This window comes from Nocardioides sp. P4_G4, assembly GCF_056401085.1.
Genome location: NZ_JBFUKA010000013.1, coordinates 1 through 24,785, shown reverse-complemented (window position 1 = coordinate 24,785; position 24,785 = coordinate 1). Strand labels below are relative to the sequence as shown.

Below are 24,785 nucleotides of genomic sequence, written 5' to 3'. Positions count from 1 at the left end.
CCACTCTTGCAGGTGGCGTGGTGTCCCTACGCTGACCCTGTGACCACCTCYCCCGACGCGGCCCTCCACGACTGGCGCATCGAGGAGCGCGAGTACCTCCGCCACGAGCAGCGCCGTGGTCGTCGGCACGCGTTCGAGTCCCTCGACCCGGTCCGGACCGCCCTGGTGGTCGTCGACATGGTCGACTTCTTCGTCGAGCCCTCGGCGTACTGCCGCGGCATCGTCCCCGGGATCAACCTGCTCGCCGACGAGCTCCGCGCGGCGGGCGGCACCGTGGCGTGGATCGTGCCGGGCCACAGCGAACCCACCGCCCGCGACCGCGAGCACCTCGGCGACGAGATCGCCGAGCTGTACGCCCGCTCGGGCGGTGAGGGGACGCCGGCCGAGCGCCTGTGGCCGGCCCTCGCGGTCGCCGACACGGACCTCGTGGTCGAGAAGACCGCGCACAGCGCCTTCTTCCCGGGCCGCAGCCCGCTGGCCGGCCTGCTGGCCGAGCGCGAGATCGACACCGTGGTCGTCACCGGCACCGTCACCAACGTGTGCGTCGAGGGAAGCGTCAGAGACGCCGCCACCCTGGGCCTTCGCGTCATCCTGGTCGCCGACGGCTGTGCCGCGATGCGCGACCAGGACCACAACGCGGCCCTGCACGTCGTCTACCGCTCCTTCGGCGACGTCCGACCCACCGCCGAGGTTCTCGACCTCATCCGCGCCGGCGGTCGTTGAACGCCGCTCCCGCCGCCCTCACCTACCGCCGCGACCACACCGGCAGCACCGCCACCGGCCGCGCCTGGCCCGATACCAGCACCGGGACCACGACCCCGCGGCGTACCTGCCACTTCGTTCACGTGCCACGATGACCCCGTCCGCTCCACCCGAACGAACGGAACTCACATGGGCCTGATCTTCCCCGTCTCCGAGGACACCCCGGACGACAAGGACGCCGCCTTCGACGACTTCGCGACCGACTGGTCGGACACCTGGATGGTCGAGGTCGACACCGACTTCGACGACGAGGAGGCCGGCGACGTGGTCCGCCTCGGCCCCATGGGCGCCCAGGCCGCGTGGGACCTCGCCAGCGCCCTCGACGAGAAGCGCTCGGAGTGGACGATGGTGATCCTGCCGCTCTTCTCCGACACCGACGTCGACTCGATCATCGAGCAGATCGAGTCCTGAGCCGGGGTGGCGGCGGGCTCAGGCCCGCCGCGTCTCCAGCACCCGGAAGCCCTTGACGGACGCGAGCCGCGTCGTCGGGTAGCCCTGCTCCCCCAGCCAACGCTGGAGCGAGTCGGCGCCCAGGTTCTTGCCGACCACCATCACGGCACGCCCGTCGGGCGCGAGCCGGGGCAGCCAGGTCAGCAACAGCTCGTGCAGCGCCTCCTTGCCGATCCGGATCGGCGGGTTCGACCAGATCTCGTCAAACTGCATGTCGGAGGGCACGTCGGAGGCCCGGCAGGCGACGAAGTGCCCGCCTACCCCGAGCGCGGCGGCGTTCTCGTTGGCGAGCAGGATCGCGCGCTCGTTGACCTCGACGCCGATCACCGACGAGAGCGGCACCGCGGCGGCGATGCCGAGCCCGATCACGCCGTACCCGCAGCCCAGGTCCAGGAACCGACCCGGCACCGGCGGCTCGAGCTCCCGGAAGAGCACCGCGGTCGCGTGGTCGAGGTGCCCCCGGCTGAACACCCCCGCACCGCTGGTCAGCTCCAGCTCGTGTCCCCACACGGACGCCGTGAACGTCTCCCGCTCGAACGGCGCGGCGGGGTCGGCGGAGAAGTAGTGGTCCTCAGTCATCGATGGCCTCCCTGGTGTTGCGGGCCCGCTCGGCCTGCGCTGCGAGCTCGGCACCCTCGGGGTAGCCGACCTCCTCCAGCGTCAGCCCGTGGGCGTGCATGACGGTCAGTGCGGGATCGCGACGACGCGCGACCATGAGCTCGGCGGCCCACTCCGGCGGCTTGCGCCCGTCCCCCACGGCGAGCAGGCAGCCGACGAGCGAGCGCACCATGCTGTGGCAGAACGCGTCGGCGACCACCCGGGCGACCGCGATGCCGGTCTCGTCGCGGCTCCACGACAGCTCCGTCAGGGTCCGGACGGTGGTCGCCCCTTCGCGGCGCTTGCAGAACGACCCGAAGTCGCGCAGCCCCATCAACGAGGTCGCGGCACCGTTCATCGCGTCGAGGTCGAGCCGCCGCGGCCAGGCCAGCACGTGCGAGCGCACGAGGGGGTCGACCAGGGTCGGGTCGTCGGCCACGCGGTAGGCGTAGCGACGCCAGGTCGCGGAGAAGCGGGCGTCGAAGCCCTCGGGCGCCACGGACCCACGGTGCACCCGGACGTCGGCGGGCAGGAGGCCGTTGAGGCGACGTACGAGCGCCTCCGCGGGCGGCTCCGCCGACCTCCCGGCCGCCCGCGCCAGGTCCTCGGGCGCCACGTCCAGGTGGACGACCTGCCCGCGCGCGTGGACGCCGGTGTCGGTACGCCCCGCGCACACCACCCGCACGACCGGTAGCCGGAACGCGGTGGCCAGCGCGTCCTCGAGCGTCGCCTGCACCGTCCGCAGCGACGGTTGGGTCGCCCAGCCCCTGAAGTCGGTCCCGTCGTAGGACAGGTCGAGGCGGATGCGCACCCGACGATCCTAGGTGGCCCTCGCAGGCCCTCCCTCGCGCGCCCCGAGCCGCCATACTCGACGCGTGAGCAACCCCGCGATCATCCTCGTCTCCGGCGCGCACCTCGACGTCCTGGAGGAGCAGTTCTCCCGTTACGCACGCGAGTACGACGTCCGCCTCGCCACGACGGCCGCCGAGGGCAAGCAGCACGCCGTCGAGGTGATCGGCTCGGGCGGGCAGGTCGCCCTCTTCGTCCTGGAGTCCGAGCTGCCCGACATGGAGCTCTACCCGGCGATCGGCAAGATCCGGCAGACCGTCCCGACCGCGCGCCGCGTCGTGGTCTCGCACTGGGAGAACTTCCGCCGCGACGCCGAGGCCCTGCGCCACGGCCAGGCGACCGGCAAGTACGACGCGTTCCTGCTGATGCCGCGCGGGGTGCGCGACGAGGAGTTCCACACCGCGGTCATCGACCTGCTCAACGACTGGGCCGCCACGGTCGCGGTGCCCGAGGTCGTGACGGTCCGCATCGTCACGCCCGAGAACGACGTGCTCACCCTCCAGCTGCGGGACTACCTCGAGCGGGTCGGCCTGCCGTGCGGCGTCTTCCACCCCGACAGCGAGGAGGGCCGCGACGTGGTCTCCCGGCGCGTGGTCGACGACGGACGCTGGCCCCTGGTGGAAGCATTCACCTCGACGGCGCCCTTCGTCCCCACGAGCACCCACGACCTCGCGGTGACCCTCTACGGCCGTCCCGACGACATCGAGGTCGACCAGGTGGTCGACCTCGTCGTCATCGGCGCCGGGCCCGCCGGCCTGGCGGCCAGCGTCTACGGAGCCAGTGAGGGTCTCTCCACGGTTGCCGTGGAGGGTGAGGCCATCGGCGGCCAGGCCGGCACCAGCTCGATGATCCGCAACTACCTCGGCTTCCCCCGCGGCATCTCGGGCATGCGGCTGGCCCAGCGCGCCCGCAACCAGGCGATCCGCTTCGGCACGCGCTTCTTCACCGGGTGGCCGGTCGTCTCCCTCGAGCCGGGCGCGGACGGGCGCCCGCACGTCGTGCGCACCGAGGGTGGCGACGTGCACGCCCGAGCGGTGGTGATCTCCACCGGCGTCACCTACCGACGCATCGGCATCGCCTCCCTCGACGGGCTGGTCGGGTACGGCGTCCACTACGGCGCCGCGATGACCGCGTCGCGGGAGATGGAGGGGGCCGACGTCATCGTGGTCGGCGGCGGCAACAGCGCGGGCCAGGCGGCCGTGCACCTGGCCCGCTTCGCCCGCTCGGTCACGATCATGATCCGTCGCCCGGACCTGGCGGCGACCATGTCGCACTACCTGATCAGCGAGATCGGCTACAACCCGCGCATCGAGGTCCTCGGCAGCGCCCGCGTCGTGGACGGTGGCGGCGACGGACGCCTGGAGTGGGTGGACGTCGAGGACGTGACGAGCGGGGACCGGCACCGTCGTGAGATCCGCGGCCTGTTCCTGCTGCTCGGCGCCGACCCGCAGTGCGAGTGGTTGCCCGACGAGGTCGCCCGCGACGAGCGCGGCTTCGTGCTCACCGGCCGCGACGTCCCCCCCGAGGCCTGGGTGGACGGACTGCCACCCGCCAACCTCGCGACGACGGTCCCGGGCATCTTCGCCGCCGGCGACATCCGGGCCGGGTCGATGAAGCGGGTCGCCTCGGCGTCGGGCGAGGGCGCGTCGGTGGTGTCGCTCGTGCACGACTGGCTGGGCTGAAGACCCGTCCCGAGCAGTGCATTCAACGCAACGGTTGACAACCGTTCAGCGTCCGGACTACCTTTGATCAACCGATCAGTTGAGGAAGGTGGACGACCATGACCGACCAGCTCTCCCGCGTCTTCGCCGCCCTTGCCGACCCCACCCGACGCGACATGGTCGCTCGCCTCACCGTCGCCGACGCGACGGTCGGTGACCTCGCCGCGCCGTACGACGTGAGCCTCCAGGCGGTCTCCAAGCACCTCAAGGTGCTCGAGGAGGCCGGCCTGGTCAGTCGGAGCCGAGAGGCCCAGCGCCGCCCGGTGCACCTGGAAGCCGAGGTGTTCGACCTGATGACCAAGTGGATCGAGCGCTACCGGCGACAGGCCGAGGAGCGCTTCGCCCGCCTCGACGCCGTGCTGGCCTCCCTGCAGGAGACCGATGACCCCACCGCCCAGGAAGGAACCGCATCATGACCACCGCACAGGACCACCGCTACGCCGAGGCCGCCATCGAGGCCGACCCGACCGTGCCCGCCGTCCACATCTGGCGCGACTTCGCCGCGACTCCCGCCCAGCTCATGCGGGCGCACACCGACCCCGACCTGTTCGCCCGGTGGGTCGGGCCCGACTCGGTGGCGATGACCATCGACCACTGGGACTGCCGCACCCTCGGCTCCTACCGGTACGTCGGGCGCCGTGACGGCGAGGAGTTCGCCTTCCGCGGCACCTTCCCCTACGTCGGCGAGGACCGGCTCGTGCAGACCTTCACGTGGGAGGAGATGCCGGAGGCGGTCGCCCTCGAGACGATGACCTTCGAGGACCTCGGCAACGGGATGACCCGGCTGCACGCCTTCTCGCTGTGCGACTCGTTCGAGGCTCGCGACGGCATGCTGGCCAGCGGCATGGAGGTCGGCATCCACGAGGGCTACCGCTCGCTCGACGCCCTGCTCGCCGACGGGGCCGCCTGAGATGGCCCTGCCCGACACGCCGGCCGCGCGCCACCGGGAGGTGTCCAAGACGTTCGGGGCACTCGTCCACGGGGCCGACGACTGGCAGGCGGCCGCCCCCGTCGACGGCTGGACCGCGCGGGACGTGGTTGCCCACCTCGTGGAGTGGTTCCCCGGCTTCCTCACCGCCGGGGGCGTCTCCCTCCCGCCCGGACCGGCGGTCGCCGATGACCCGGCCGGAGCGTGGGACCACCACGCCGACGCCGTCCAGGCCGTCATCGAGGAGCGGGGAGAGGAGTCCTTCACCCACCCGTACGTCGGGACGCACCGCCTCGCCGTCGCGGTCGACCAGTTCTACATCTCCGACGTCTTCATGCACAGCTGGGACCTGGCGCGGGCCACCGGGCAGGAGGTCGCCCTGGACGAGGACTTCGCGGGCGCGCTGCTCGGGGGCCTCCAGCAGATGGAGGAGGTGCTGCGCTCCTCGGGCCAGTACGGCGCGCCGGTGGCCGTCGCCGACGACGCACCGGTGGTCGACCGGCTGATGGGCTTCATCGGCCGCGACCCGGCCTGGGCGCCCCCGGCGCGCTGACGACCCTCAGTCCAGTTCGTGCCGGTGGGGCGGGTCCCCGCCGGGACGGCTGACGGTCACCGCGGCGGCGCGCGCGGCGAACTCGAGCACCCCCGACCGGTCGTCGGCCGACAGGGCCCGCAGGCGCTCACCCGCGCCGGGACCCACGACGCCCAGGTCCCACAAGGCGTGGACGACCGCGGCCGTCACCGTGTCCCCGGCCCCGATCGTGTCGGCGACCTCGACCCGCGGCGCGGCGACCTCGACCTCGCCCTCGTCGGCGTACCAGCGCACCCCGGCTCCGCCGAGGGTCACCACCACCGCCCCGGCCCCGGCGGCGAGGAGGAGGCCGGCCACCTCACGCTGGGTCCGACCCGGCCAGAGCGTCTCCAGGTCCTCGTCGCTCGCCTTGACGACGTCAGCCAGGCGCGCCATCTGCTCGGCCCGGGCGACGACCTCGTCCCCCGTGCCGGTGATGGCCGGCCGTGCGTTGACGTCGAACACGCTCAGCGCGCTCCCCCGGGCCGACTCCACCAGCGCCGCGACGTCGTCGGCCCCGGGCGCCAGTGCGGCCCCGATGGAGCCGTAGACCACCACCGCCGGGACGACGTGCTCGGGCAGCGACATGTCCGGCACCCGCCACTCGATGTCGAAGACGTAGCTCGCCGAACCGTCCTCGGCCAGCGTCGCCACGGCCGTGGCCGTGCGGGTGAGCACGAGCGGGTCGACCGCCATCCGTACGTCGTTGGCGCTGAGGTGGCTGGCGAGCAGCCGGCCGTGCGCGTCGTCGGCCCACGCGCTCGCGAACCACACCGGGCGACCGAGTCGACTCATCGCCACCGCCGCGTTGGCCGAGCTCCCGCCCGCATGGTCGCGCTCGCTGCCGTCCCGTCCCCGCACGACGTCGACGAGTGCCTCACCGACCACCAGCGCCACCTGCTCCACCCGGTCCATGGCGTGGTTCTACCACCTCCGCACCTAGGCTGGCGCGCATGGAGCTCGCCAGGATCGACCTCGATCCCCTCGATCCGGAGTCGGGCACCGCGCCGTACGAGCAGGTCCGGGTCCAGCTCGCCGCCCGGATCCGAGACGGCCGGCTCCCCGCCGGCAGCCGGCTGCCGACCGTCCGCGCCCTCGCGGGCGACCTCGGACTGGCGGTCAACACCGTGGCCCGCGTCTACAAGGAGCTCGAGGCCGACGGCCTCGTGGCCACCGAGGGACGGCGCGGCACCCGCGTGACCGGCACGGTCGCCACCCCGACGGCCGTCCAAGACGCGGCGGACGCCCTCGCCCTCGCGGCCCGGCGCGCCGGGCTCACCCTGGCCGAGACCTCACGACTCCTCGAGCAGGGGTGGTCGCGATGAGGTGGGTCGTCCACGGTGCCGGCGCGGTAGGCGGGGTCGTCGGCGGCCACCTGCACCTCGCCGGCCTCCCCACCACGCTGGTGGCCCGCGGTGCGCACCTGGCCGCCATCCGCGACGGCGGGCTGCGGCTGGACACGGGCGACGGCATGCACCGCATCGTGGCCCCGGCCACCGACACCGCCGCCGACGTGGAGTGGACCGACGACACCGTCGTGCTGCTCGCGGTGAAGTCGCACCAGGCCGCAGCCGCCCTCGACGACCTCGCCGCRCACGCACCCGCCGGCACCCCGGTCGTCTGCGCCACCAACGGCGTCGCGACCGAGCTCGCGGCCCTGCGCAGGTTCGCGGCGACCTACGCCGTGTGTGTGATGCTGCCCTCCACCCACCTCGAGCCCGGACTCGTGGTCGCGAAGTGCCATCCCGTGCCCGGCATCCTGGACGTGGGTCGCATCCCGGACGGCACCGACGACCGCACGGCCTCGATCGCCGCCGACCTGCGCGCGGCCGGCTTCGAGTCCGTGGAGCGTGACGACGTGATGGCGTGGAAGCGCCGCAAGCTCCTGATGAACGTCGGCAACGGCGTGGACGCGTCGTTCGCGCCCGGCGCAGAGGCCGACGAGCTGGCCGAGGTCGCGCACCTCGAGGGTGAGCGCGTCCTGGCTGCGGCGGGCCTCACGCTCACCACGGCCGAGGCCGACCGGGAGCGGCGCGGCGACGTGCTCCGCCAACGCGAGGACCTGCCGGCCGCCGGCGGCTCCACGTGGCAGAGCCTGCAGCGAGGGACCGGGGACACAGAGGTCGACTATCTCGCCGGCGAGGTCGTGCTCCTCGGTCGGCTGCACGGCGTCCCCACCCCGGCCTGCGAGGCGGTGGTGGCCGCCACTCGCCGGTTGACCCTGACCGGTGGGGCGCCGCGCACCCTCTCGGCCGCCGAGGTCCTGGCGTCGCTGCCGTGACGAGCTGTGGATGAGCCCCTCGGGTTGTCGGTACGCCGTGCCAGTCTCCGAGAGCACCACCACTGACCCCGGGAGCCACTGACATGGACCACACCGACGACACCGCCCCGATGCTGGCCCGGGTGCGCAAGCTGCTGGCCAAGGCCGAGGACCCCGCCGCGACTGCAGCGGAGGCCGAGACCTACACGGCCAAGGCCGCCGCGCTGATGGCGGCCCACGGCATCGACCGCGCCCTGCTCGCCCTCGCCGACCCGTCCCTGGACGTGGTCGGCGACCTCGTCATCGTCGTCGAGCGCCCCTATGCCGCGGACAAGGCCGACCTGCTCGGCACCGTCGCGTCCGCCCTCGGGTGTCGTGGCGTGCGCCGCACCCGCTACCCCGACGGCACCAAGGAGCTGTCCCTGCACCTGTTCGGCCACCGGTCCGACCTGCAGCGGGTGGAGATCCTGTTCACCAGCCTCCTCGTGCAGGGGCTGCACACCCTCGCGCGCACCCCGGTGCCGTCCCACGACCACCCGGCCGCGTTCCGACGCAGCTGGCTGGCGGGCTTCACCCAGTCCATCGGCGCCCGGCTGGTCCGCGTCGAGAGGGCCGCCGCCGAGGGCGCGGACGACCGGTTCGCCCGGCGCGGCACGTCCAGTGCGATCGTCCTGGCCGACCGCTCGCACGCCGTGGAGGCCGCGCGCGACGAGACGTACCCCCACCTCCAGCAGGCCACGGCCCGGCGGCTCTCCGGCACCGGTGCCCGGGACGGCTGGAGCGCCGGCCAGCGTGCGGACCTCGGGGACGCCCGCCTGCGCGGCGGGCGACGCTCCCTGCCCGCGAGGTGAGCCGGACGCACGAAGGCCCGCCACCCCAGCGGGGTGACGGGCCTTCGAAGGAGAGCGGTCAGATCACTCGCCGGCGCGCGTGAAGCCAGCGGCCTCGGCGGACTCGACCGAGTCGAACCACACCTCAGCGACCGTCTGGGCGTACCACTGGCCGTCGGGCTCGTGGAACTTCATCGAGTTCTCGTTGCCCTTCACCGGGAAGCCCTCGGGGGCCTCGTCGGCGTTCTCCATCGGCGCGTGCGAGCCGGAGTACTTGCCCGACACGTTGCCGTCCGTGACGTCCTCGTCGGCCGCGACCGWGGGGACCTCGGCCTCGGTCGCCTCGGCCTCGGTGGTCTCCTCGGCGGGAGCCTCCTCGGCCGCAGCGGCCGGCGCCGGGGCGGCGGCCTGCGTCTTCTTGGTCGAGGCAGCCTTGGGGCTGTACGCCTCGGTCACCAGCTCGATGACCGCCATGGGGGCGTTGTCGCCCTTGCGCGGACCGATCTTGGTGATCCGGGTGTAGCCGCCGGGGCGCTCGGCGAACGTCGGGCCGATCTCGGTGAAGAGGGTGTGCACGACCGACTTGTCGCGGATGGTCTTGAGGACCTCGCGACGGTTGTGCAGGTCTCCACGCTTGGCCTTGGTGATCAGCTTCTCCGCGACCGGGCGCAGCATGCGGGCCTTGGTCTCGGTGGTGGTGATGCGGCCGTGCTCGAACAGGGCGGTGGCCAGGTTCGAGAGGATCAGGCGCTGGTGGGCGGGGCTACCGCCGAGGCGCTTGCCCTTCTTGGGCTTGGGCATGTCAGTTCTCGCTTCTCTCCGGCCGTGTCAGGTACCGGGGTAGACGTCCCTCAGGGAGAGGAACGGTTTGGACCGGGCGAGCGGGGCGCCGGTGAGACGCCACGCAACCGCAACCACAGTCAAGATCAACTGCGGCGCGGCAGCGGGGCGCCGGAGGCGACCCGCTCGCGCCATTCAATTAGTACTGCTCGTCCTCGACGAAGGCGTCGTCGTCGTCGTCGCCGTACGCCGCCAGGGCCGCGTGCGGGTCGAAGCCGGGCGCGCTGTCCTTGAGGGACAGACCCATCTCGACCAGCTTGGCCTTGACCTCGTCGATCGACTTCGCACCGAAGTTGCGGATGTCGAGCAGGTCCTGCTCCGAGCGGCTGATGAGCTCACCCACGGTGTGGATGCCCTCGCGCTTGAGGCAGTTGTAGGACCGGACCGTCAGCTGCAGGTCCTCGACCGGGAGGGCGAGGTCGGCGGCGAGCTGCTCGTCGACGGGCGAGGGACCGATGTCGATGCCCTCGGCCTCGACGTTGAGCTCACGGGCCAGGCCGAAGAGCTCGACCAGCGTCTTGCCGGCCGAGGCGATGGCGTCGCGGGGACGCATCGACGGCTTGGTCTCGACGTCGATCACCAGCTTGTCGAAGTCCGTGCGCTGCTCGACACGGGTGGCCTCGACCTTGTAGGTGACCTTGAGGACCGGGCTGTAGATCGAGTCGACCGGGATGCGGCCGATCTCGTTGTCCGCACCCTTGTTCTGCACGGCCGAGACGTAGCCGCGGCCACGCTCGACGACGAGCTCGACGTCCAGCTTGCCCTTGTCGGACAGCGTGGCGATCTTCAGGTCGGGGTTGTGGACCTCGACGCCGGCGGGCGGCGTGATGTCCGCTGCGGTGACGTCACCGGCACCCGACTTGCGCAGGTACATGACGACCGGCTCGTCGTGCTCCGAGGAGACGACGAGGCCCTTGAGGTTGAGGATGATCTCGGTGACGTCCTCGGTCACGCCCTCGATCGTCGAGAACTCGTGCAGCACCGAGTCGACCTTGATGCTGGTGACGGACGCACCGGGGATGGAGGACAGGAGGGTACGGCGCAGCGAGTTGCCGAGCGTGTAGCCGAAGCCGGGCTCCAGCGGCTCGATGACGAACCGCGAACGGAACTCGTCGACGGACTCTTCCGACAGGGTCGGGCGCTGAGCGATAAGCACTGATTTTTTCCTTTCCGGACCCACCCACCATTTGACGGGCCCGAAGTCACAGGATTGTTGTGAAAGGGAGGGACCGGTGGCCGCCCCCGAGGACAGCCACCGGCAAGGATTACTTCTTCGAGTAGTACTCGACGATGAGCTGCTCGGTGACGGGCACGTCGATCTGTGCACGGACCGGCACCTGGTGGATCAGGATGCGCATCCGGGTCGGGATGGCCTCCATCCATGCAGGAACGTGACGCTCGCCGTGGGTCTCGCGGGCGACGATGAACGGGGTCATCTCGAGCGACTTCTCGCGGACGTCGATGATGTCGTGGGCCGACACCTGGAACGACGGGATGTCGACCTTGTGACCGTTGACCGTGAAGTGACCGTGCACGACGAGCTGACGGGCGTGGCGACGCGTACGGGCGAACCCGGCGCGGTAGACCACGTTGTCGAGGCGGCACTCGAGGAGCTGGAGCAGGTTGTCACCGGTCTTGCCCTGGCGACGGTTGGCTTCCTTGTAGTAGCGGAGGAACTGCTTCTCCATCACGCCGTAGGTGAAGCGGGCCTTCTGCTTCTCCTGCAGCTGGAGGAGGTACTCGCTCTCCTTGATGCGGCGACGGCCGTGCTGGCCGGGGGGGTAGGGACGCTTCTCGAAGGCAGCGTCGCCGCCGACGAGGTCGACACCGAGGCGGCGCGACTTGCGGGTGATCGGGCCGGTGTAACGGGCCATGGCAGGAAGTCTCTCTTTCTCGGGTGTCGGGTCAGACGCGGCGGCGCTTGGGCGGCCGGCATCCGTTGTGGGGCGTGGGGGTGACGTCCTGGATGGTGCCGACCTCGAGGCCGATCGCACCCAGCGAACGGATCGCCGTCTCGCGGCCCGAACCGGGGCCCTTCACGAAGACGTCGATCTTCTTCATCCCGTGCTCCATCGCCCGACGACCCGCAGCCTCGGCTGCCATCTGCGCGGCGAACGGCGTGGACTTGCGCGAGCCCTTGAAGCCGACGGTGCCGGCAGAGGCCCACGAGATGACCGCCCCGGTGGGGTCGGTGATCGTGACGATGGTGTTGTTGAACGTGCTCTTGATGTGGGCTTCGCCCTGAGCGACGTTCTTCTTCTCCTTGCGGCGGACCTTGGTCGCGCGGCTCTTGGGAGGCATTCAGGTATCTCCTACGAGGTTCTGGTCTGGAAGCTTCGAGTGAATCGGCGGGACTCAGCGCGTCAGCGCCGGGTCACTTCGCCTTCTTCTTGCCGGCGACAGTGCGCTTGGGACCCTTGCGGGTACGCGCGTTGGTCTTGGTGCGCTGGCCGCGGACCGGGAGGCCCATGCGGTGACGGCGACCCTGGTAGCTGCCGATCTCGATCTTGCGGCGGATGTCTGCCTGGACCTCGCGACGGAGGTCACCCTCGATCTTGAAGTTGGCTTCGATCTCGTCGCGGAGCTTGACCAGCTCCTCGTCGCCGAGCGTGTGCACTCGCGCGTTCGGGTCGACCCCGGTGGCGGCGAGCAGCTGCTGGGCGCGGGTACGGCCGATGCCGTAGATGTAGGTGAGTGCGATCTCGATGCGCTTGTCGCGCGGGAGGTCAACACCAACGAGGCGTGCCATGTGGCTTTCCTTGTCTGTTGCTCACAATGGTTTCGGTCGTGTCGCATCCCGCTCCTGCGGGCTCCGGCCACTGCTCCGGAGGTGTCTTCGCACCGGCTGCTGCCGGGCTAGCGATCACGTTGTGGGTGTCTCAGTTGCGGTCCTGCGATGAGCTGTCCCCTTGCCGCGAGCGGCAGCGGGGTTCGCTGTCTCGTTGTGTCCGGGCTTCGCCCGGCCCCAACGGGACTGCTCAGCCCTGGCGCTGCTTGTGGCGCGGGTTCTCGCAGATGACCATGACGCGTCCGTGGCGACGGATGACCTTGCACTTGTCGCACATCGCCTTGACGCTGGGCTTGACCTTCATCAGAAGGACCTTTCGGATCGGCTGGTTACTTGTAGCGGTAGACGATCCGACCGCGGGTCAGGTCGTAGGGGGACAGCTCCACCACCACGCGGTCCTCGGGGAGGATCCGGATGTAGTGCTGGCGCATCTTGCCGCTGATGTGGGCGAGCACCTTGTGTCCGTTGGTCAGCTCGACCCGGAACATGGCATTCGGAAGGGCCTCCACGACGGAGCCCTCGAGTTCGATCACGCCTTCTTTCTTCGGCATGTCCTCCACAATCTGTTGGTCGTTTGTCTACCGTTGCTGCACCACGCCACGTTGGTGGCGGGGGTCGGCCCGCGAACCTCCGGCCCTCAGGGACCGGTGGACCTCGTGAAGCGCGGCCGTGGACCTCATCACCCGGGCACGTCACGAACCGCTTTTGCTGGCGGTCGAGGCGCTTCCGGCAGCCGCGAGGCACCACGAAACACAACCCACGTTGGGCCGACACGCCAGTTTAGTCTCGCGCTCCGGGAAAAGACCAATCAGCGCAGGCGGCGGCGGATCGCACGGCCGCTCGGCCCGGTCGGGCGCAGCGATCGCAGGTTGATCGCGGCGAGCAGGCGCTGACGGCGGCCCACGGACCGCGACATCGAGCGTCGCTCGGCGTCCACAGTCTCCCAGAAGGTCGCGGCGGCCCCCGCCTCGGGGGTGGCGGGGCCGAAGACGAAGCTGTCGGCCCGACGTGCCAGCGAGGGAGCCTGCTCGGTCCCGATCGACCCGGACTGCTCGCGCCGGGTCACGGTCGGGCCCAGCGGCACCGGCCGGCCGAGGTCACGGGCGTGGTCGACGAGCTCGCGCCAGGCCCCCACGAAGCGCGCCGACACGCTGGCGGCGTTGCGCCGGCGACGTCGACGCAGCAGCTTGAGCCCGAGGATGGCAGCGACCGCCAGCAGGACCACGAGCAACGGGCCACCGACGTACGTCGCGGCCACCAGGATCCAGCCGGGCAGGCGCTCGACGACCGACTCCTCGTCCTCGTCGGCGTCCTTCTTGTCCGCCTTGCGCTCCTTGAGCTCGGCGTCGCTCTGGTCGCCGGCGTCCGAGGGCGGCGGGATCGGCACCGGCGGCGGGACGATCGTGCCGGTCATGGGGGTGTTGGTCTCCGGCAGCTGGTCGGCCGGCGGCTCGTCGGACATGAAGGCCTCGGTCGGCAGCGTCCGCCAGGACCCGTCGGCGGCACGGAGCTCCACCCAGGCCGAGACGTCCTTGCCGGTGACCACACCGCCCTCGGGCACCTCGGCGCCCAGCACGACGCGGGCCGGCACCCCCACCTCGCCGGCCAGCAGCGCCATGATCGCGGCGTACTGCTCGTCGTTGCCGACCATCTGCTGGGCCTGGACGAAGCCGTCCGAGAGCCGCTGGACGTTGTGGCCGGGGTGGTAGACCTGCTCGGACTTGCGGACGCCGTCGGAGTACTTGCCCTCGGTCCGCAGGTGCTCGGCGATGGCGTAGACGCGCTCGATGGGCGTGGTCGCCTTCGCGGACCACTGGGCGGCGGGCGCCTTGAGGAACGACGTGTCCTCCGGGGCCGGGACCACGACGCTCGAGGCCACGGTGCTGGAGTCGAGGGAGTCGTCGGGCACCACGGCGCTGAAGGAGTAGGTGTCACCCTCGTGCATCCCGGTCGGCACCACGGCCGTCGACGTGGCGAGGTTGTAGCGGAACGCCTCGGCCTTGCCGTCCGGGTCGCCGAGGCGGAAGTCGAGGGACTGGAGGGCGCCGACGGTCGGGAGCCAGACGCCGTCGTACGCCTCCCCGATCGTGACGGTGGCCTCGACCCGCTCACCCTCGACGGGGTTGTCGATGGTCGACGAGACGCGCTGGAAGGAGTCCGCGGCGGCCTCGGGCAGGGCGTTGTCGGTCGCTCCCCACACCATGCCGTCGTAGTGGTCCATCGTGGCGAGCCGCACCCGCGTCCCCGCCGGGGCGCCGGTCACCGTGAAGAGCGTGCGGTCGTAGACGTTGGTCGCGTCGTCCTTGCCGAGCGGGTCGACGTACTTGCGGAAGCCCGCCAGCGGCGAGGGGTACCTGCCGATGTCGAAGGGCGGCTCGACCCAGTTGCGTACGACGGCGCGCTCGCCGTCGTCGTCGCCCATGACGAGCGCGGAGGCGGGTACGGCGAGCACCGAGGCCAGCGCGACGAGCCCGGCCCCGACCACGAGCCGGCCCCAGCCGGAGGTGCCGCCGTGCACCGTCGCCGACGACCGGCGTGCGCGCAGCGCGAGCCAGCCCAGGGCCAGGGCCGCGAAGGCCGACCCCTGGACGACGAGGGACTGCGGGTGGCGCACGCCGAGGAGGATCACGGCGGCCAGCACGAGGGTGAGGCCCAGCACCGGGAGCAGGGCGGTCAGCCACGACCGGCGCAGGTGCAGGTGCGCCAGCGAGGTCCCCAGGACCCCGGCGACCAGCCCGAGCAGCCACGGCAGGACGAGCAGCGGACCGTCCCCGTCGACGGGCGGGAGCGTGGTGAGCAGGTCCTTCCACCCGAAGAGAGCCTGGTCGACGAGCGTGGAGAGAGTCCGGCCCCCGGGGACGAAGGCCGTGTCCCCCACCGAGCGCAGGCAGAGCGGTCCGCCGAGCACGAAGAACACGACGGTGAGCAGGAGCACCGGGGCGACGAGCGGCCAGCCGGCCGCCCGGCACAGGTGGGTCACCACGACGGCGACCACGGCGCCCAGCATCCCGATCACCAGGAACGACCAGCCGGTGAAGGAGGTGGCCAGGCCGCAGAGCGCGACGCCCGTCAGCAGCAGCACGAACACCAGGTCCACGACGGAGTGGGTGTCGGGGACCAGGTGGCCGGGCCGGGAACGGGTCTGGGTGTCCACGTGGCTCATCGCAGGCTCCAGAGGAGCAGGCCGCCGAGGTCTTCCTTGGCGGCGAGGTGCAGGACGGGGAGGCCGCCGGTCTCGGTGACCCGGCTGGTGCCCTCGGGATCGAGGACGACGGCGAAGCGGCGGACCTCGGGCGGGAAGGCGGCCGAGCCGCGCAGCATGTCGGTGAAGGACGTGTCCTTGCCCCCCACGAGGAACAGCAGGCTGCAGTCGGGGGCGACGGCGGTGGCCCGGCGACTGGCCGCCACGATGCCGGTGTCGCCGAAGTCGGCCCGGCACACCGCGTCGAGGGCCAGGTGGCCGTCCGACCCGGTCGAGGCGGTCTCGCCGCACACGAAGGAGACGTCGAACTCGTCGAGCACGGCGCGGACCGCGATCGACGCGGCCACCGACATGGCGTCCTCGAAGGCCTCGTCGCTGCTCCAGGACTGCCGGTCGTCGTCCACGACCAGGGCGGCGTGGCTGCGCCGGGTGTCGAGGTACTGCCGCACCAGCAGGGCGGACTCCCCCGTCGAGGCCATCACCTTGGCCGAGGAGCGCCAGTGGATGTGGCGCAGGTCGTCGCCGGGGACGTACTCGCGCAGGGCGTGGAAGGCGAGGTCGCTCTGGGAGACCGCGTCGGTCGAGACGCCCTCGAGGTCGCGCAGCAGCCCGGCGCCCAGGGAGTCCAGGGGCACCATCGGAGGACGCACGAGGACCTCGCGCACCGGCGTCCACACCATGTCGCGGGAGAAGATGCCGATCGGGTCGCCCCGACGGGTGGTGGCGGGGCCGACCCGGATGACACCACGGCGCTCGGTGCGGATGGTGAACGACTCCTCGTGCACTCCCCCGGCCGGCAGCGAGCCGATGCCGTAGCGGTGGATGGAGGACCCGACGGGCACCTCGAGCGTCGTCGGCAGCAGCCGTCCGCCGGCGATGTTGCGGACGACGACGCCGGCCGCGACCGAGTCCCCCGCGGCGACGCGCTCCGGCTCGAGGCGCAGGTCGACGTCGACGGACGTCCGGCCGAGGAGGAAGGGCGCCGCGATCGCGAGCAGCAGCAGGCAGGCGGCCGCCAGCACGGCCATCTCCCGCCAGCCCGCGAGGGCCGCGACGTACGCCGCCCCCACACCGATGCCGAGGACCAGCCACCCCGTGGGGCGGACGATCGTCAACAGCTCCTTCACGCGCTCCATCGGCAGCTCAGGCCACCCGGTCCGTGGGCGGTGCGACCGAGTCGAGCAGGCGACCGATGACGGTCTGCACGCTCACGCCGCTGAACTGTGCCTCGGCGTCGAGGAGCAGGCGGTGCGACAGCACGGGCTCGGCGAGCTCCTTGATGTCGTCGGGCAGCACGTGGTCGCGGGCGTCGGCGGCCGCCCAGGTCTTGGCGACCCGGATGAAGGCCAGGCAGCCGCGGGGCGACAGCCCGAGCTTGACGTGCGGCTGGCGGCGCGACTCCTCGGCGAGCTCGGCGAYGTAGCCGATGACGGCCGGGTCGACGTACACCTGGTCGGCGAGCCCGCTCATCTGGGAGATCGTGTCCGCGGTGATCACCGGGGTGACGAGCGAGGCGCGGTCGCGCACGGCCGCGTTGACGAGCAGCTCGACGGTGGCGGCGCGGTCGGGGTAGCCCATCGACGTCTTCATCAGGAAGCGGTCCAGCTGGGCCTCGGGCAGCCGGTAGGTGCCGGCCTGCTCGATGGGGTTCTGGGTGGCGATGACGAGGAACGGCCGACCGACCGAGTGGGCCACGCCGTCGACGGTGACGCGGCTCTCCTCCATGACCTCCAGCAGCGCGGACTGGGTCTTCGGCGACGCCCGGTTGATCTCGTCGGCGAGCACGATCGTGTGGAAGATCGGGCCGGGGTGGAAGTCGAAGGTCCCCTTGTGCTGGTCGTAGACGGTCACCCCGATGACGTCGGACGGCAGCAGGTCCGGCGTGAACTGGATCCGCGCGTGGCTGCCCTGGACGGTGTTGGCCAGCGCCCGGGCCAGCATCGTCTTGCCCGTCCCCGGGAAGTCCTCGAGCAGGATGTGGCCCTCGGAGAGCAAGCAGGTCAGCGCCAGCCGCACCACGTGGCGCTTGCCCAGCACGGCCTTCTCCATGTTGTCGGTCAGCTGGTCGAAGGTCCCCTTGAACCAGTCGGCCTGCTCGTGCGAGATCGTCATGGACGCTTCCTGTTCATCGGTGTCGTGCCTCGTCGGTGTGGTGCGGAGTGAGGGGTGGGTGTCTCGGGGCGGGCTACCAGCTGATGCCGGACGTCACTTCCTGCTTGTTGGACTTGCAGGTGAGCTGGACGTAGCCGGAGCCGAAGTACCAGTCCGTCGTCTTGACCCCGTCGGAGGAGTCGAAGGACTTGCTCTCGCCCCGGAAGTTCCACGTGGAGCTCTGCGAGATCGTGCACGAGAAGTTGTTGGTCCAGCCCGCGGTGGTGAAGTGGAGCCGCGCGCATGTCGGTCCGTCGCACGCCGGGTCGAGGATGTTGCCCTGACAGTCCGGCGCGGCGTCGTCGTCGTTGTCCGAGCACGCCGTGCCCTTGTAGAGGTTCAGCGTGGGCGGCGGCGGGTCACCCGACTCGGCGGTGGCGCCGTCGCGGAACTCCCCGCGACCGGCCGGTGCGTCGTCGTACAGCGTGAACGCCATCGACTGGCGCTGGTTGTAGTCGGTCGTCGCCACCGGCGTGGTCTCGATCCGGAAGGCCCCCGGTCCGGGCAGGCGGATCGTCTGCAGGGCGCCGCCCTCGGCCTGGAAGTCGATGATCGCGGCGTCACCGTTGCTGGTGCCCTCGATCACCCAGCGGATCGACTTGCCCTCCACCACGGGGGTCGTGCTGTAGATGTGCGAGCTGCGCAGCGGTCCGTAGGTCTGGGTGGTCTTGACGTCCGAGCTGGTGCAGCCGCCCTGGGCGGCGAACTCGTTGCACATCCGGAGCTGCACCTGGTACGCCGTGCCGTTGCTCGCCGTGGGGACGACCTGGGAGATCGCCTGGCCTGCGGCCACGTTGCCCTCCCAGACGACGCCGCCGCCCACCAGGATCGCGACGCGTGCCGTCTTGCCCCGCGGCTCCGGTGCCACGGCCTGCACCCGCGCCTGCTGGTCCACGCCGGTCGGCGCGACCGACCAGGCACCCCAGCTCGCGGGTTTGCCCACCGCCTGGAACGTCGCCGGTTGGCTCGGCCCGGAGGTGTTGTCGGGGTTGTGCGCCTTGACGGTGTACGCGTACGTGGTGCCGTCGTAGGTGATGCCGGAGTGCACGCAGGTGGTGGCCTGGACGCGCGAGCAGCCCGGAACGGTCTGCGTCCCCGACGGCGTCGCGTAGGTGACGGTGTAGAGCGTCGGACCGGGCCCCTCGGGCAGGGTCGCGGGCCACGTGATGCGCACCGACGTCTGCGCCACCCCGGACTCGAGGTCCACGACGGCGGGCGTGCCGGGAGGCGCGGGCGTGCCCATGGACTGGAACGGCTCGGAGGTGCGCGGGGGCGAGTAGTTGACCCGGTTGAGCGCCTTGACCGTGAACGAGTACTGGGTGTTGTTGTCGAGGTTGCCGGCCACCAGCGAGGTCTGGTCGCCGGGCACCGTCTGCGGCTGGGCACCCTGCCACGTGACGACGTAGCTGAGGACCTTGGAGGTCTGGGTCGTGGGCGGGCTCCAGGCGACGGTGATCGTGTGGTCGCCGCGGGACTGCATGCGGATGTTGTCGACCCGGCCGGGAGCCGTGTCGGCGAACGCCGACTGGGAGATGGGGCTCCAGTCCCCCTTGCCGACCTTGTTGATCGCCCGGACCTTGAACCGGTAGGCCTTGGCGTTCTCGAGGCCACCGAAGTCGCACTCGTTGGTGCGGCAGGTGATCGACCGGTTCTTCCGCAGCTCGACGACCTCGTAGGCCGTGATCGGGGACCCGCCGTCGTCCTGCGGGGGCGTCCAGCCCATGGAGATCTTGTTGGACTGCAGGGACGGGAACGGCCGGGGCGGACCGGGCGCACCGGGCGTGCCACGCACCTCGAACTCGATGCGGCCCTCGGCGGTCCGCTCCGGGTTGTTTGAGTCGGCGACGTCGCTCATCACGATCCGGAAGCTCGACGTGCCCTGGGCGTCAGGTCCGGCCTTGAGCGTCACCGACGACCCGCTGGCGCTCGCGCTCACGCCCGAGCCACCCACGGGGTCGACCGACACCACGGTGGGATCGGGCTGGGAGACACCCGGCTCGAGGAAACTGGCGAGGTCGTAGGTCTTCGACTCGCCCGCCTCCATGTCGTCGATGCGGATCGGAAGCAGCGAGGGCGGCGGCGCGTCGGCGAGGCGGAAGCGGATCTGCTCGGCGTTGCTGTCGCCGGCGGTGATCGACAGGACGGCCGTGCCACCCTCGGTGGCGTCCTCGGCGGCGCTGACCCGCAGCACCGGGCTGCCGTTGCCGCTCACGCCCACGCCCTCGACGACCTCGGTGAAGGTGCCCTCGTAGTCGAGGCCGGCCGCGTCCGCGGGGTCCAGCGTCCAGACGTTGCACAGGGAGGCGATGTCGAGGTCGTAGTCCTGCCCGGCCGAGATCGGGATCGTGGACTCGGGGCACTCGAGCTCGGGGGTGTCGTCGCCGACCTGCACCGGGACCGACAGCAGGGCCGTGTAGCCGTCCGTGGGGTCCTGGGGGTCCTCGTTGCCGCTCGGGTCGGTGGCCGTGGTCACCTCGAGCAGCAGCGCACCGGGGCCGCGGTAGTCGGCGTCGGACGCGACGGTGAAGCCGCGCTCGCCGTCCGGGGCCGGCTGCAGCTGCGCGGGGGACGCACTGACCGCGCGCTTGCCGGTCAGCCGCAGGGCGCCGCCCGAAGGGTTGACGACGAAGTCGTCGAGCTTGCCCGAGAAGTCGCCGCCGCGGTCCAGCTCGATGAGGGCACCGGGCTTGACGTACGGGATGCCGGTGCCGGTCGGCGGCACGTAGAGCGACGCCGTGGCGGAGGCGCCGTCGCCGTCCTCGACGCGGAACGGGACCACGAGCGGGGCGGCGGCCCGGTCTGCCTTGATGCGGTCGCCCGCGATGCGGGCGACGTCGGGGTCGCCCAGCACCTCGGCCACGACGAGGTCATCGACCCTGCCGTCGGGGTCGTAGGCGCCCTCGAGCACGTCGACCGTCACGCTCTCGCTGTCGTCGGCGCGACCGAAGGCGTCGTACACGACCGGCGGGTTGTTGTAGTCGGCCGCGGTCTCGAGCCTCATCACGGCCCGCGAGGAGTCGAGGCCGTTGGTGATCGAGTAGACGACGAGCACGGCCGGGGCGTCCACCCGGTCGGGGGCCGGGACGCTCACGAGGCTGGTGTCCGGGTCGAGCTCCACGCCGGCCGGCGGGTCGACGAGCTCGATGCGGACGTCGTCGCCGGGGGCGACGAAGTCGTTGGCGAGGGGATCGAAGGTGGCCGTGCGCCCCGGCTCGACGGTGAGCTGGTCACCGACGGCCAGCGGGCTCTGCGGCTCGTCCGGCGCTACGACGACGATGCGCACGGTCCCCGTCGCGACACCGCCCCGGGTGTCCACCACGGAGTAGGCGAACTCGTCGGTGCCGACGGTGYGCGGGTAGGCCTGGTACTCCAGGAAGTTGCCACCGAACGACACCAGGCGGCCCTTGCGCGGCGCCGAGGTGATGCCCGCGATCGTGACGGGGTCGCCGTCAGGGTCGATGCCGCTGCCGGCGAGCCGCACCTTGACCGTGTCGCCGGACACGACCCGCGACTCCAGGGTGGGCGGCTCGGGGGCCGTGTTGGGCGCGTCCGCCGGCGTGATGGTGACGACCAGCAGCCCCGGGGACGTCTGGCCGGTCGTGTTGGCGGCGATGTAGGGGATCTTGAAGGAGTCCCGCTCGGCGATGTCGGCCGGAGCCACGTAGCGCACCGTGCGGCCCGAGACGAAGGCGCGACCCACGTCGCCCTTCACGTCGAGAGGGGCGATCACCTCCAGGGCACCTGGCGAGCCCTCGACGACGTCACCGAGCAGCGAGAGCCGGTCCCCCGACGGCGAGAGGTCGTTGTCGAGGACCGGGGCGGTCACCGGCGTGCCCGCCCGCACCGTGACGCGGTCCACGGCGGTGACGGGGGCGTTGTCCTTCGGGACCGGGCGCAGGCTCACGGACACCTCGCCCTTGACGCCCGACCGAGGGCCGTTGCTGATCGTGTAGGTGACCAGCTGCGGGTTGGGCGCGAGGGTCCCGCGGGGCGCGGAGATCCGCAGCCAGCGACCGTCGATGATCGCCACGTCCAGCTGGCCGGGGTCGTCGGCCGCGGCGCGCTGCACGGCGAGCAGCCCACCGGCGGGGTCGAGGTCGTTGGCCAGCACGTCGACGATCGCCGCCGACTGGCCGTAGACCGTCAGGGTGTCGGGCATCGCGATCGGGTCGCGGTCGCCCCGGGCGGGCTGCACGTCGACCCGGATGGTGCTGCCGTCGAGCGGCGCGTTGCCGTAGGCCGCGTCGTAGTCGAGGAAGAACGACCCGGCCTTGGCGCCGGTGAACGTGATGATGCCGTTCTCGGTGTCGGTCCTGATCGTCGCGCCGGCCTGCTCGGGCAGCTTGCTCCCGAGGGCCAGCCCGGCGTCCGGGTCCGACGGGTCCGAGCCGGGCAGGTCGTTGAGGAGCGGCCGGATCTTGATCGGCTGGCCGACCTCGCCGCGGACGACGTCGGGCTCGGCCGTCGCGGCGAAGGACTCCTGGTCGAGCTTGTCCTGCACCTGGAAGGTCATCGTGCGTCGTACCGGCGCGGAGCGGCCGTCGGTCACGGAGTACGACACCTGGACGGGCTCGCCGCCGTCGCGGGGCGCCGTGAATCGCACTCGTCCGTCGGAGGTGGTGCGGGCGACCGCACCGGTCTGCTCCCCACCCACCGCGGTGGCGGAGTCGAGCACCACGGTGTCGCCGTCGGAGTCGTCGCGCCAGTCGGAGAGCACCGGGACCGAGAGCGAGCCGGCGGCGGGGACCCGCCACACCCGGGGCTTGAAGCCCTCGCGGGGCTCGGGTGCCCGGTTGTCGGCGTCCCCGCGGACGCCCACCGACACGGTCGCGTGCGCGGAGAGGTCCCGCCCGTCGTCCACGTAGTACTCGAAGGACGTGCTACGAGCCTGGTCGGGCAGCGAGAGGACGATCGTCTGGCCGTCGGGGCTGATCTCGGCCTGGGCGCCGCCGCTGGGCTCGTCGACCTGCACGATGCTCAGCAGCCGGCCGTCCGGTGCGGAGTCGTTGTCGAGGGGGTGCAGCACGGTCGTCCGGCCGGGGCGCGCGCCGTACTGGTCGGGCTTGGCCTTGGGCGGACGGCGGTCGCCGTTGCTCTGCTCCTGGTTCTTCTTGTCCTCGTCCTCGACCTTCTTGCTCGCCGTGAAGGCGTTCCAGTTGTCGATCTTCTGGGGGTCGAGGTCCTCGACGTCCCACACCGATCCGGTGATGGCGTCGTTGAGCACGATCTCGCCCCGGTTGACGCGGAAGGCGAGGTCGCGCCCCTTGCCGCCGAGGCCGGAGACCGTGGGCTCGTCGTCGCCACACCGCACGGCGACGGTGCCCTGGCCGCCGGACCACGCGGCGTACTGGCAGGCGCCGAGGCGTACCGGCTCGGCGGGCCGGCCGTCGACCCCCTCGGTCACCACGGTGGTCCCGCCCGTGGCGAGGTCGACGCTCATCAGGCTGCCGCGGCTGGCGACCAGCACGGTGTCCGCGTCGGGGCCGGGCTGCTGAAGCACGCTGTCCTCGGGGACGCTGGCGCTCCCGCCGCCGAGCACGGTGAGCGCTCCCGTCGCGGCGTCGAGGGTGACCACGGTGCCACCGACGGTCGTGACGGCGGTGGGCTCACCGGCGGCCTCGGGCAGGTCCTCGGTCCGGGGCTTGGCGAAGGCGTCCCCGTCGGGGACGACGTAGGTCACGGTGCGATCGGTCGCCGAGGTCACCACGGCGGTGCCGGCGAGGCTGACCGCGAGCGCCGCTCCCTCTCCGACCTCCTCGAAGGGGTCGGACTGCCGGTCCGCGCCGGTGACGAGCGACCGCCCGGTCACGGCGTCCATGTGGGCCACCCAGATGCCACCGGACTCGGCGTCCACGGAGGCGAGCGTGCCGCCCGCCAGCTGCACGTCCCCCGCGGAGGGCACGGAGATCCGGCCATTGGGATCGAGCTCGCCGGTGACGGGGTTGATCACCTGGGCGGTGCTGGCCCGCTCGTCGAGCGCCAGCACGGCGGCGCCGTCCTGGACGACGTCGAGCGGCAGGTCGCCCCGCTCGGCGAAGACGACGGTGTCGAGCTGGTTGATCGGCTTGTTGATGCGGCCGTAGATGCCGTCCTTGCCGTTGACGACCCAGATRCCACCGTCGTTGAGCTCGGCCTCGTGGGCCTGGTAGCCATCGGCGGCGACGGCGTAGGTGAGCACGGCGCCGGCCGCGATCGCCAGCGCGGCGTTCGAGGCGATGGCGGTGCGGTGCCGTCGCATGAAGCCGACCCGTGCCACTGGCAGCCCCCTACCGCGGTGTGAAATGTCCGTCCCCCGACGGCGCAGGATGRAGCCTAGGTACCGCGCGCGCAGCGGACAAGTTGAGCAAGAGTGGCACGCTTGAGCCCCGAGTGATGACACTATCGGACTAGTCGGTTGGGCACTCGCACCGAATGAGGAGAGGCTCGTGGTCGTGGAGACCAGGTACGCCGCAGGGGACGGTGTCCTGCTGGGGGCCGGTGACCACTGGGTCCTGGTCACCGATCCGCGCGACGACGACGTGCTCGAGGACGTCTGGGCGGTGCTGTCGGGGTCCCGGCCGGTCACCGGCTCGGTGACCGAGGAGGTCCTCGCCGTCCTGGAGAAGGCCTTCGAGGGAGATCCGCCCGCCCTGGCCGTGGTCGACCTGTCCTCCGGCGGCTCGTCGAGCGTCTCGCGTGGCCGCGGGCACGTCCGGGTCCTGGGCGCCGACCGCATCCTGTCCCTCGACGGCGGTGCCGACCCCGACACCCTCCGCCCCACCCGTCGCCTGGTGGGCGGGGTGGTCGCCGCCTCGCGCGCCGAGATCCGGCCGCTGGCGCACCGCACGGCGCACGGC

The 24,785-nt window shown here is 71.8% G+C and carries 24 protein-coding genes; 10 read left to right on the top strand and 14 right to left on the bottom strand.

Annotated features, from left to right (window positions below):
* The first annotated feature begins 39 nt into the window (after positions 1–39).
* Together AC1DQF_RS04835 and AC1DQF_RS04830 are read left to right on the top strand one after the other, a co-directional pair.
* The gene (locus AC1DQF_RS04835) at positions 40–723 is read left to right on the top strand and encodes an isochorismatase family protein (protein WP_477524070.1); all 684 of its coding nucleotides are present in this window, start codon (positions 40–42) and stop codon (positions 721–723) included.
* 168 nt (positions 724–891) lie between these two features.
* The gene (locus tag AC1DQF_RS04830; RefSeq protein WP_477524069.1) at positions 892–1,173 is read left to right on the top strand and encodes a hypothetical protein; all 282 of its coding nucleotides are present in this window, start codon (positions 892–894) and stop codon (positions 1,171–1,173) included.
* Positions 1,174–1,191: 18 nt separating this feature from the next.
* On the opposite strand, the gene AC1DQF_RS04825 is transcribed toward AC1DQF_RS04830, so the two are convergent.
* Positions 1,192–1,791 (bottom strand): class I SAM-dependent methyltransferase, encoded by a 600-nt coding sequence (locus AC1DQF_RS04825; RefSeq protein ID WP_477524068.1) that lies wholly within the window; start codon positions 1,789–1,791, stop codon positions 1,192–1,194.
* Positions 1,784–2,620, bottom strand: a complete 837-nt coding sequence (gene truA / locus AC1DQF_RS04820) for a tRNA pseudouridine(38-40) synthase TruA (RefSeq protein ID WP_477524067.1) — start codon at positions 2,618–2,620, stop codon at positions 1,784–1,786. The genes AC1DQF_RS04825 and truA overlap by 8 nt, the downstream gene beginning before the upstream one ends.
* Positions 2,621–2,684: 64 nt before the next feature.
* Between truA and AC1DQF_RS04815 the strand changes: the two genes are divergently transcribed.
* From AC1DQF_RS04815 to AC1DQF_RS04800, 4 genes are all read left to right on the top strand, one after another.
* Positions 2,685–4,340: an NAD(P)/FAD-dependent oxidoreductase gene (locus AC1DQF_RS04815; protein ID WP_477524066.1), complete on the top strand. Its 1,656-nt coding sequence runs from the start codon at positions 2,685–2,687 to the stop codon at positions 4,338–4,340.
* Between the two features lie 98 nt (positions 4,341–4,438).
* The gene (locus tag AC1DQF_RS04810; protein ID WP_477524065.1) at positions 4,439–4,795 is read left to right on the top strand and encodes an ArsR/SmtB family transcription factor; all 357 of its coding nucleotides are present in this window, start codon (positions 4,439–4,441) and stop codon (positions 4,793–4,795) included.
* A complete protein-coding gene (locus tag AC1DQF_RS04805) occupies positions 4,792–5,289 on the top strand; it encodes an SRPBCC domain-containing protein (protein WP_477524064.1) in 498 nt (165 codons plus the stop codon). Before AC1DQF_RS04810 ends, AC1DQF_RS04805 begins: the two co-directional genes overlap by 4 nt.
* A 1-nt stretch (position 5,290) precedes the next feature.
* Positions 5,291–5,860, top strand: coding sequence for a TIGR03086 family metal-binding protein (locus AC1DQF_RS04800; RefSeq protein ID WP_477524063.1), 570 nt, complete (start codon positions 5,291–5,293; stop codon positions 5,858–5,860).
* Between the two features lie 6 nt (positions 5,861–5,866).
* Here AC1DQF_RS04800 and AC1DQF_RS04795 read toward each other — a convergent pair whose 3' ends face one another.
* The gene (locus tag AC1DQF_RS04795; RefSeq protein WP_477524062.1) at positions 5,867–6,793 is read right to left on the bottom strand and encodes a PfkB family carbohydrate kinase; all 927 of its coding nucleotides are present in this window, start codon (positions 6,791–6,793) and stop codon (positions 5,867–5,869) included.
* A 38-nt stretch (positions 6,794–6,831) separates the two neighbouring features.
* Here AC1DQF_RS04795 and AC1DQF_RS04790 point away from each other — a divergent pair, with 38 nt between their 5' ends.
* From AC1DQF_RS04790 to AC1DQF_RS04780, 3 genes are all read left to right on the top strand, one after another.
* On the top strand, positions 6,832–7,203 hold the full coding sequence (locus tag AC1DQF_RS04790) for a GntR family transcriptional regulator (RefSeq protein ID WP_477524061.1): 372 nt from the start codon (positions 6,832–6,834) through the stop codon (positions 7,201–7,203).
* Positions 7,200–8,159 (top strand): ketopantoate reductase family protein, encoded by a 960-nt coding sequence (locus tag AC1DQF_RS04785; protein WP_477524060.1) that lies wholly within the window; start codon positions 7,200–7,202, stop codon positions 8,157–8,159. Before AC1DQF_RS04790 ends, AC1DQF_RS04785 begins: the two co-directional genes overlap by 4 nt.
* An 83-nt stretch (positions 8,160–8,242) precedes the next feature.
* Positions 8,243–8,989: a DUF2786 domain-containing protein gene (locus AC1DQF_RS04780; RefSeq protein WP_477524059.1), complete on the top strand. Its 747-nt coding sequence runs from the start codon at positions 8,243–8,245 to the stop codon at positions 8,987–8,989.
* Between the two features lie 63 nt (positions 8,990–9,052).
* Here the strand turns inward: AC1DQF_RS04780 and rplQ are convergent, their stop codons facing one another.
* The 11 genes from rplQ to AC1DQF_RS04725 all read right to left on the bottom strand — a co-directional run bounded on the left by rplQ (position 9,053) and on the right by AC1DQF_RS04725 (position 24,205).
* On the bottom strand, positions 9,053–9,769 hold the full coding sequence (rplQ, locus tag AC1DQF_RS04775) for a 50S ribosomal protein L17, sunset domain variant (protein WP_477524058.1): 717 nt from the start codon (positions 9,767–9,769) through the stop codon (positions 9,053–9,055).
* A 178-nt stretch (positions 9,770–9,947) separates the two neighbouring features.
* Positions 9,948–10,964 (bottom strand): DNA-directed RNA polymerase subunit alpha, encoded by a 1,017-nt coding sequence (locus AC1DQF_RS04770; RefSeq protein ID WP_477524057.1) that lies wholly within the window; start codon positions 10,962–10,964, stop codon positions 9,948–9,950.
* A 109-nt stretch (positions 10,965–11,073) separates the two neighbouring features.
* A complete protein-coding gene (gene rpsD / locus AC1DQF_RS04765) occupies positions 11,074–11,682 on the bottom strand; it encodes a 30S ribosomal protein S4 (protein ID WP_457207013.1) in 609 nt (202 codons plus the stop codon).
* Positions 11,683–11,713: 31 nt separating this feature from the next.
* Positions 11,714–12,109, bottom strand: coding sequence for a 30S ribosomal protein S11 (gene rpsK / locus AC1DQF_RS04760; RefSeq protein ID WP_056887144.1), 396 nt, complete (start codon positions 12,107–12,109; stop codon positions 11,714–11,716).
* Positions 12,110–12,182: 73 nt separating this feature from the next.
* Positions 12,183–12,557, bottom strand: coding sequence for a 30S ribosomal protein S13 (rpsM, locus tag AC1DQF_RS04755; protein ID WP_056599771.1), 375 nt, complete (start codon positions 12,555–12,557; stop codon positions 12,183–12,185).
* Positions 12,558–12,786: 229 nt separating this feature from the next.
* Positions 12,787–12,900, bottom strand: a complete 114-nt coding sequence (gene rpmJ, locus AC1DQF_RS04750) for a 50S ribosomal protein L36 (RefSeq protein WP_056887143.1) — start codon at positions 12,898–12,900, stop codon at positions 12,787–12,789.
* Between the two features lie 25 nt (positions 12,901–12,925).
* Positions 12,926–13,147, bottom strand: a complete 222-nt coding sequence (gene infA, locus AC1DQF_RS04745) for a translation initiation factor IF-1 (protein ID WP_056927040.1) — start codon at positions 13,145–13,147, stop codon at positions 12,926–12,928.
* Between the two features lie 257 nt (positions 13,148–13,404).
* On the bottom strand, positions 13,405–15,759 hold the full coding sequence (locus tag AC1DQF_RS04740; RefSeq protein ID WP_477524056.1) for a transglutaminase-like domain-containing protein: 2,355 nt from the start codon (positions 15,757–15,759) through the stop codon (positions 13,405–13,407).
* Positions 15,756–16,934: a DUF58 domain-containing protein gene (locus AC1DQF_RS04735; RefSeq protein ID WP_477524055.1), complete on the bottom strand. Its 1,179-nt coding sequence runs from the start codon at positions 16,932–16,934 to the stop codon at positions 15,756–15,758. Before AC1DQF_RS04735 ends, AC1DQF_RS04740 begins: the two co-directional genes overlap by 4 nt.
* Positions 16,935–16,941: 7 nt before the next feature.
* Positions 16,942–17,910: an AAA family ATPase gene (locus tag AC1DQF_RS04730; RefSeq protein WP_477524054.1), complete on the bottom strand. Its 969-nt coding sequence runs from the start codon at positions 17,908–17,910 to the stop codon at positions 16,942–16,944.
* Between the two features lie 73 nt (positions 17,911–17,983).
* Positions 17,984–24,205 (bottom strand): Ig-like domain-containing protein, encoded by a 6,222-nt coding sequence (locus AC1DQF_RS04725; RefSeq protein ID WP_477524053.1) that lies wholly within the window; start codon positions 24,203–24,205, stop codon positions 17,984–17,986.
* Positions 24,206–24,380: 175 nt separating this feature from the next.
* On the opposite strand from AC1DQF_RS04725, the gene AC1DQF_RS04720 reads away from it, so the two are divergent.
* The coding region (locus AC1DQF_RS04720) for a hypothetical protein (protein WP_477524052.1) at positions 24,381–24,785 on the top strand (405 nt) is incomplete at its 3' end.

What these genes read in the sequence shown, in the direction of transcription:
- AC1DQF_RS04830 (WP_477524069.1), top strand. Translation starts at nt 892, where the DNA reads ATGGGCCTGATCTTCCCCGTCTCCGAGGACACCCCGGACGACAAGGAC.
- AC1DQF_RS04825 (WP_477524068.1), bottom strand. Translation starts at nt 1,791, where the DNA reads ATGACTGAGGACCACTACTTCTCCGCCGACCCCGCCGCGCCGTTCGAG.
- AC1DQF_RS04810 (WP_477524065.1), top strand. Translation starts at nt 4,439, where the DNA reads ATGACCGACCAGCTCTCCCGCGTCTTCGCCGCCCTTGCCGACCCCACC.
- AC1DQF_RS04805 (WP_477524064.1), top strand. Translation starts at nt 4,792, where the DNA reads ATGACCACCGCACAGGACCACCGCTACGCCGAGGCCGCCATCGAGGCC.
- AC1DQF_RS04800 (WP_477524063.1), top strand. Translation starts at nt 5,291, where the DNA reads ATGGCCCTGCCCGACACGCCGGCCGCGCGCCACCGGGAGGTGTCCAAG.
- AC1DQF_RS04795 (WP_477524062.1), bottom strand. Translation starts at nt 6,793, where the DNA reads ATGGACCGGGTGGAGCAGGTGGCGCTGGTGGTCGGTGAGGCACTCGTC.
- AC1DQF_RS04790 (WP_477524061.1), top strand. Translation starts at nt 6,832, where the DNA reads ATGGAGCTCGCCAGGATCGACCTCGATCCCCTCGATCCGGAGTCGGGC.
- AC1DQF_RS04780 (WP_477524059.1), top strand. Translation starts at nt 8,243, where the DNA reads ATGGACCACACCGACGACACCGCCCCGATGCTGGCCCGGGTGCGCAAG.
- rpsD (WP_457207013.1), bottom strand. Translation starts at nt 11,682, where the DNA reads ATGGCCCGTTACACCGGCCCGATCACCCGCAAGTCGCGCCGCCTCGGT.
- rpsK (WP_056887144.1), bottom strand. Translation starts at nt 12,109, where the DNA reads ATGCCTCCCAAGAGCCGCGCGACCAAGGTCCGCCGCAAGGAGAAGAAG.
- rpsM (WP_056599771.1), bottom strand. Translation starts at nt 12,557, where the DNA reads ATGGCACGCCTCGTTGGTGTTGACCTCCCGCGCGACAAGCGCATCGAG.
- rpmJ (WP_056887143.1), bottom strand. Translation starts at nt 12,900, where the DNA reads ATGAAGGTCAAGCCCAGCGTCAAGGCGATGTGCGACAAGTGCAAGGTC.
- infA (WP_056927040.1), bottom strand. Translation starts at nt 13,147, where the DNA reads ATGCCGAAGAAAGAAGGCGTGATCGAACTCGAGGGCTCCGTCGTGGAG.
- AC1DQF_RS04740 (WP_477524056.1), bottom strand. Translation starts at nt 15,759, where the DNA reads ATGAGCCACGTGGACACCCAGACCCGTTCCCGGCCCGGCCACCTGGTC.
- AC1DQF_RS04735 (WP_477524055.1), bottom strand. Translation starts at nt 16,934, where the DNA reads ATGGAGCGCGTGAAGGAGCTGTTGACGATCGTCCGCCCCACGGGGTGG.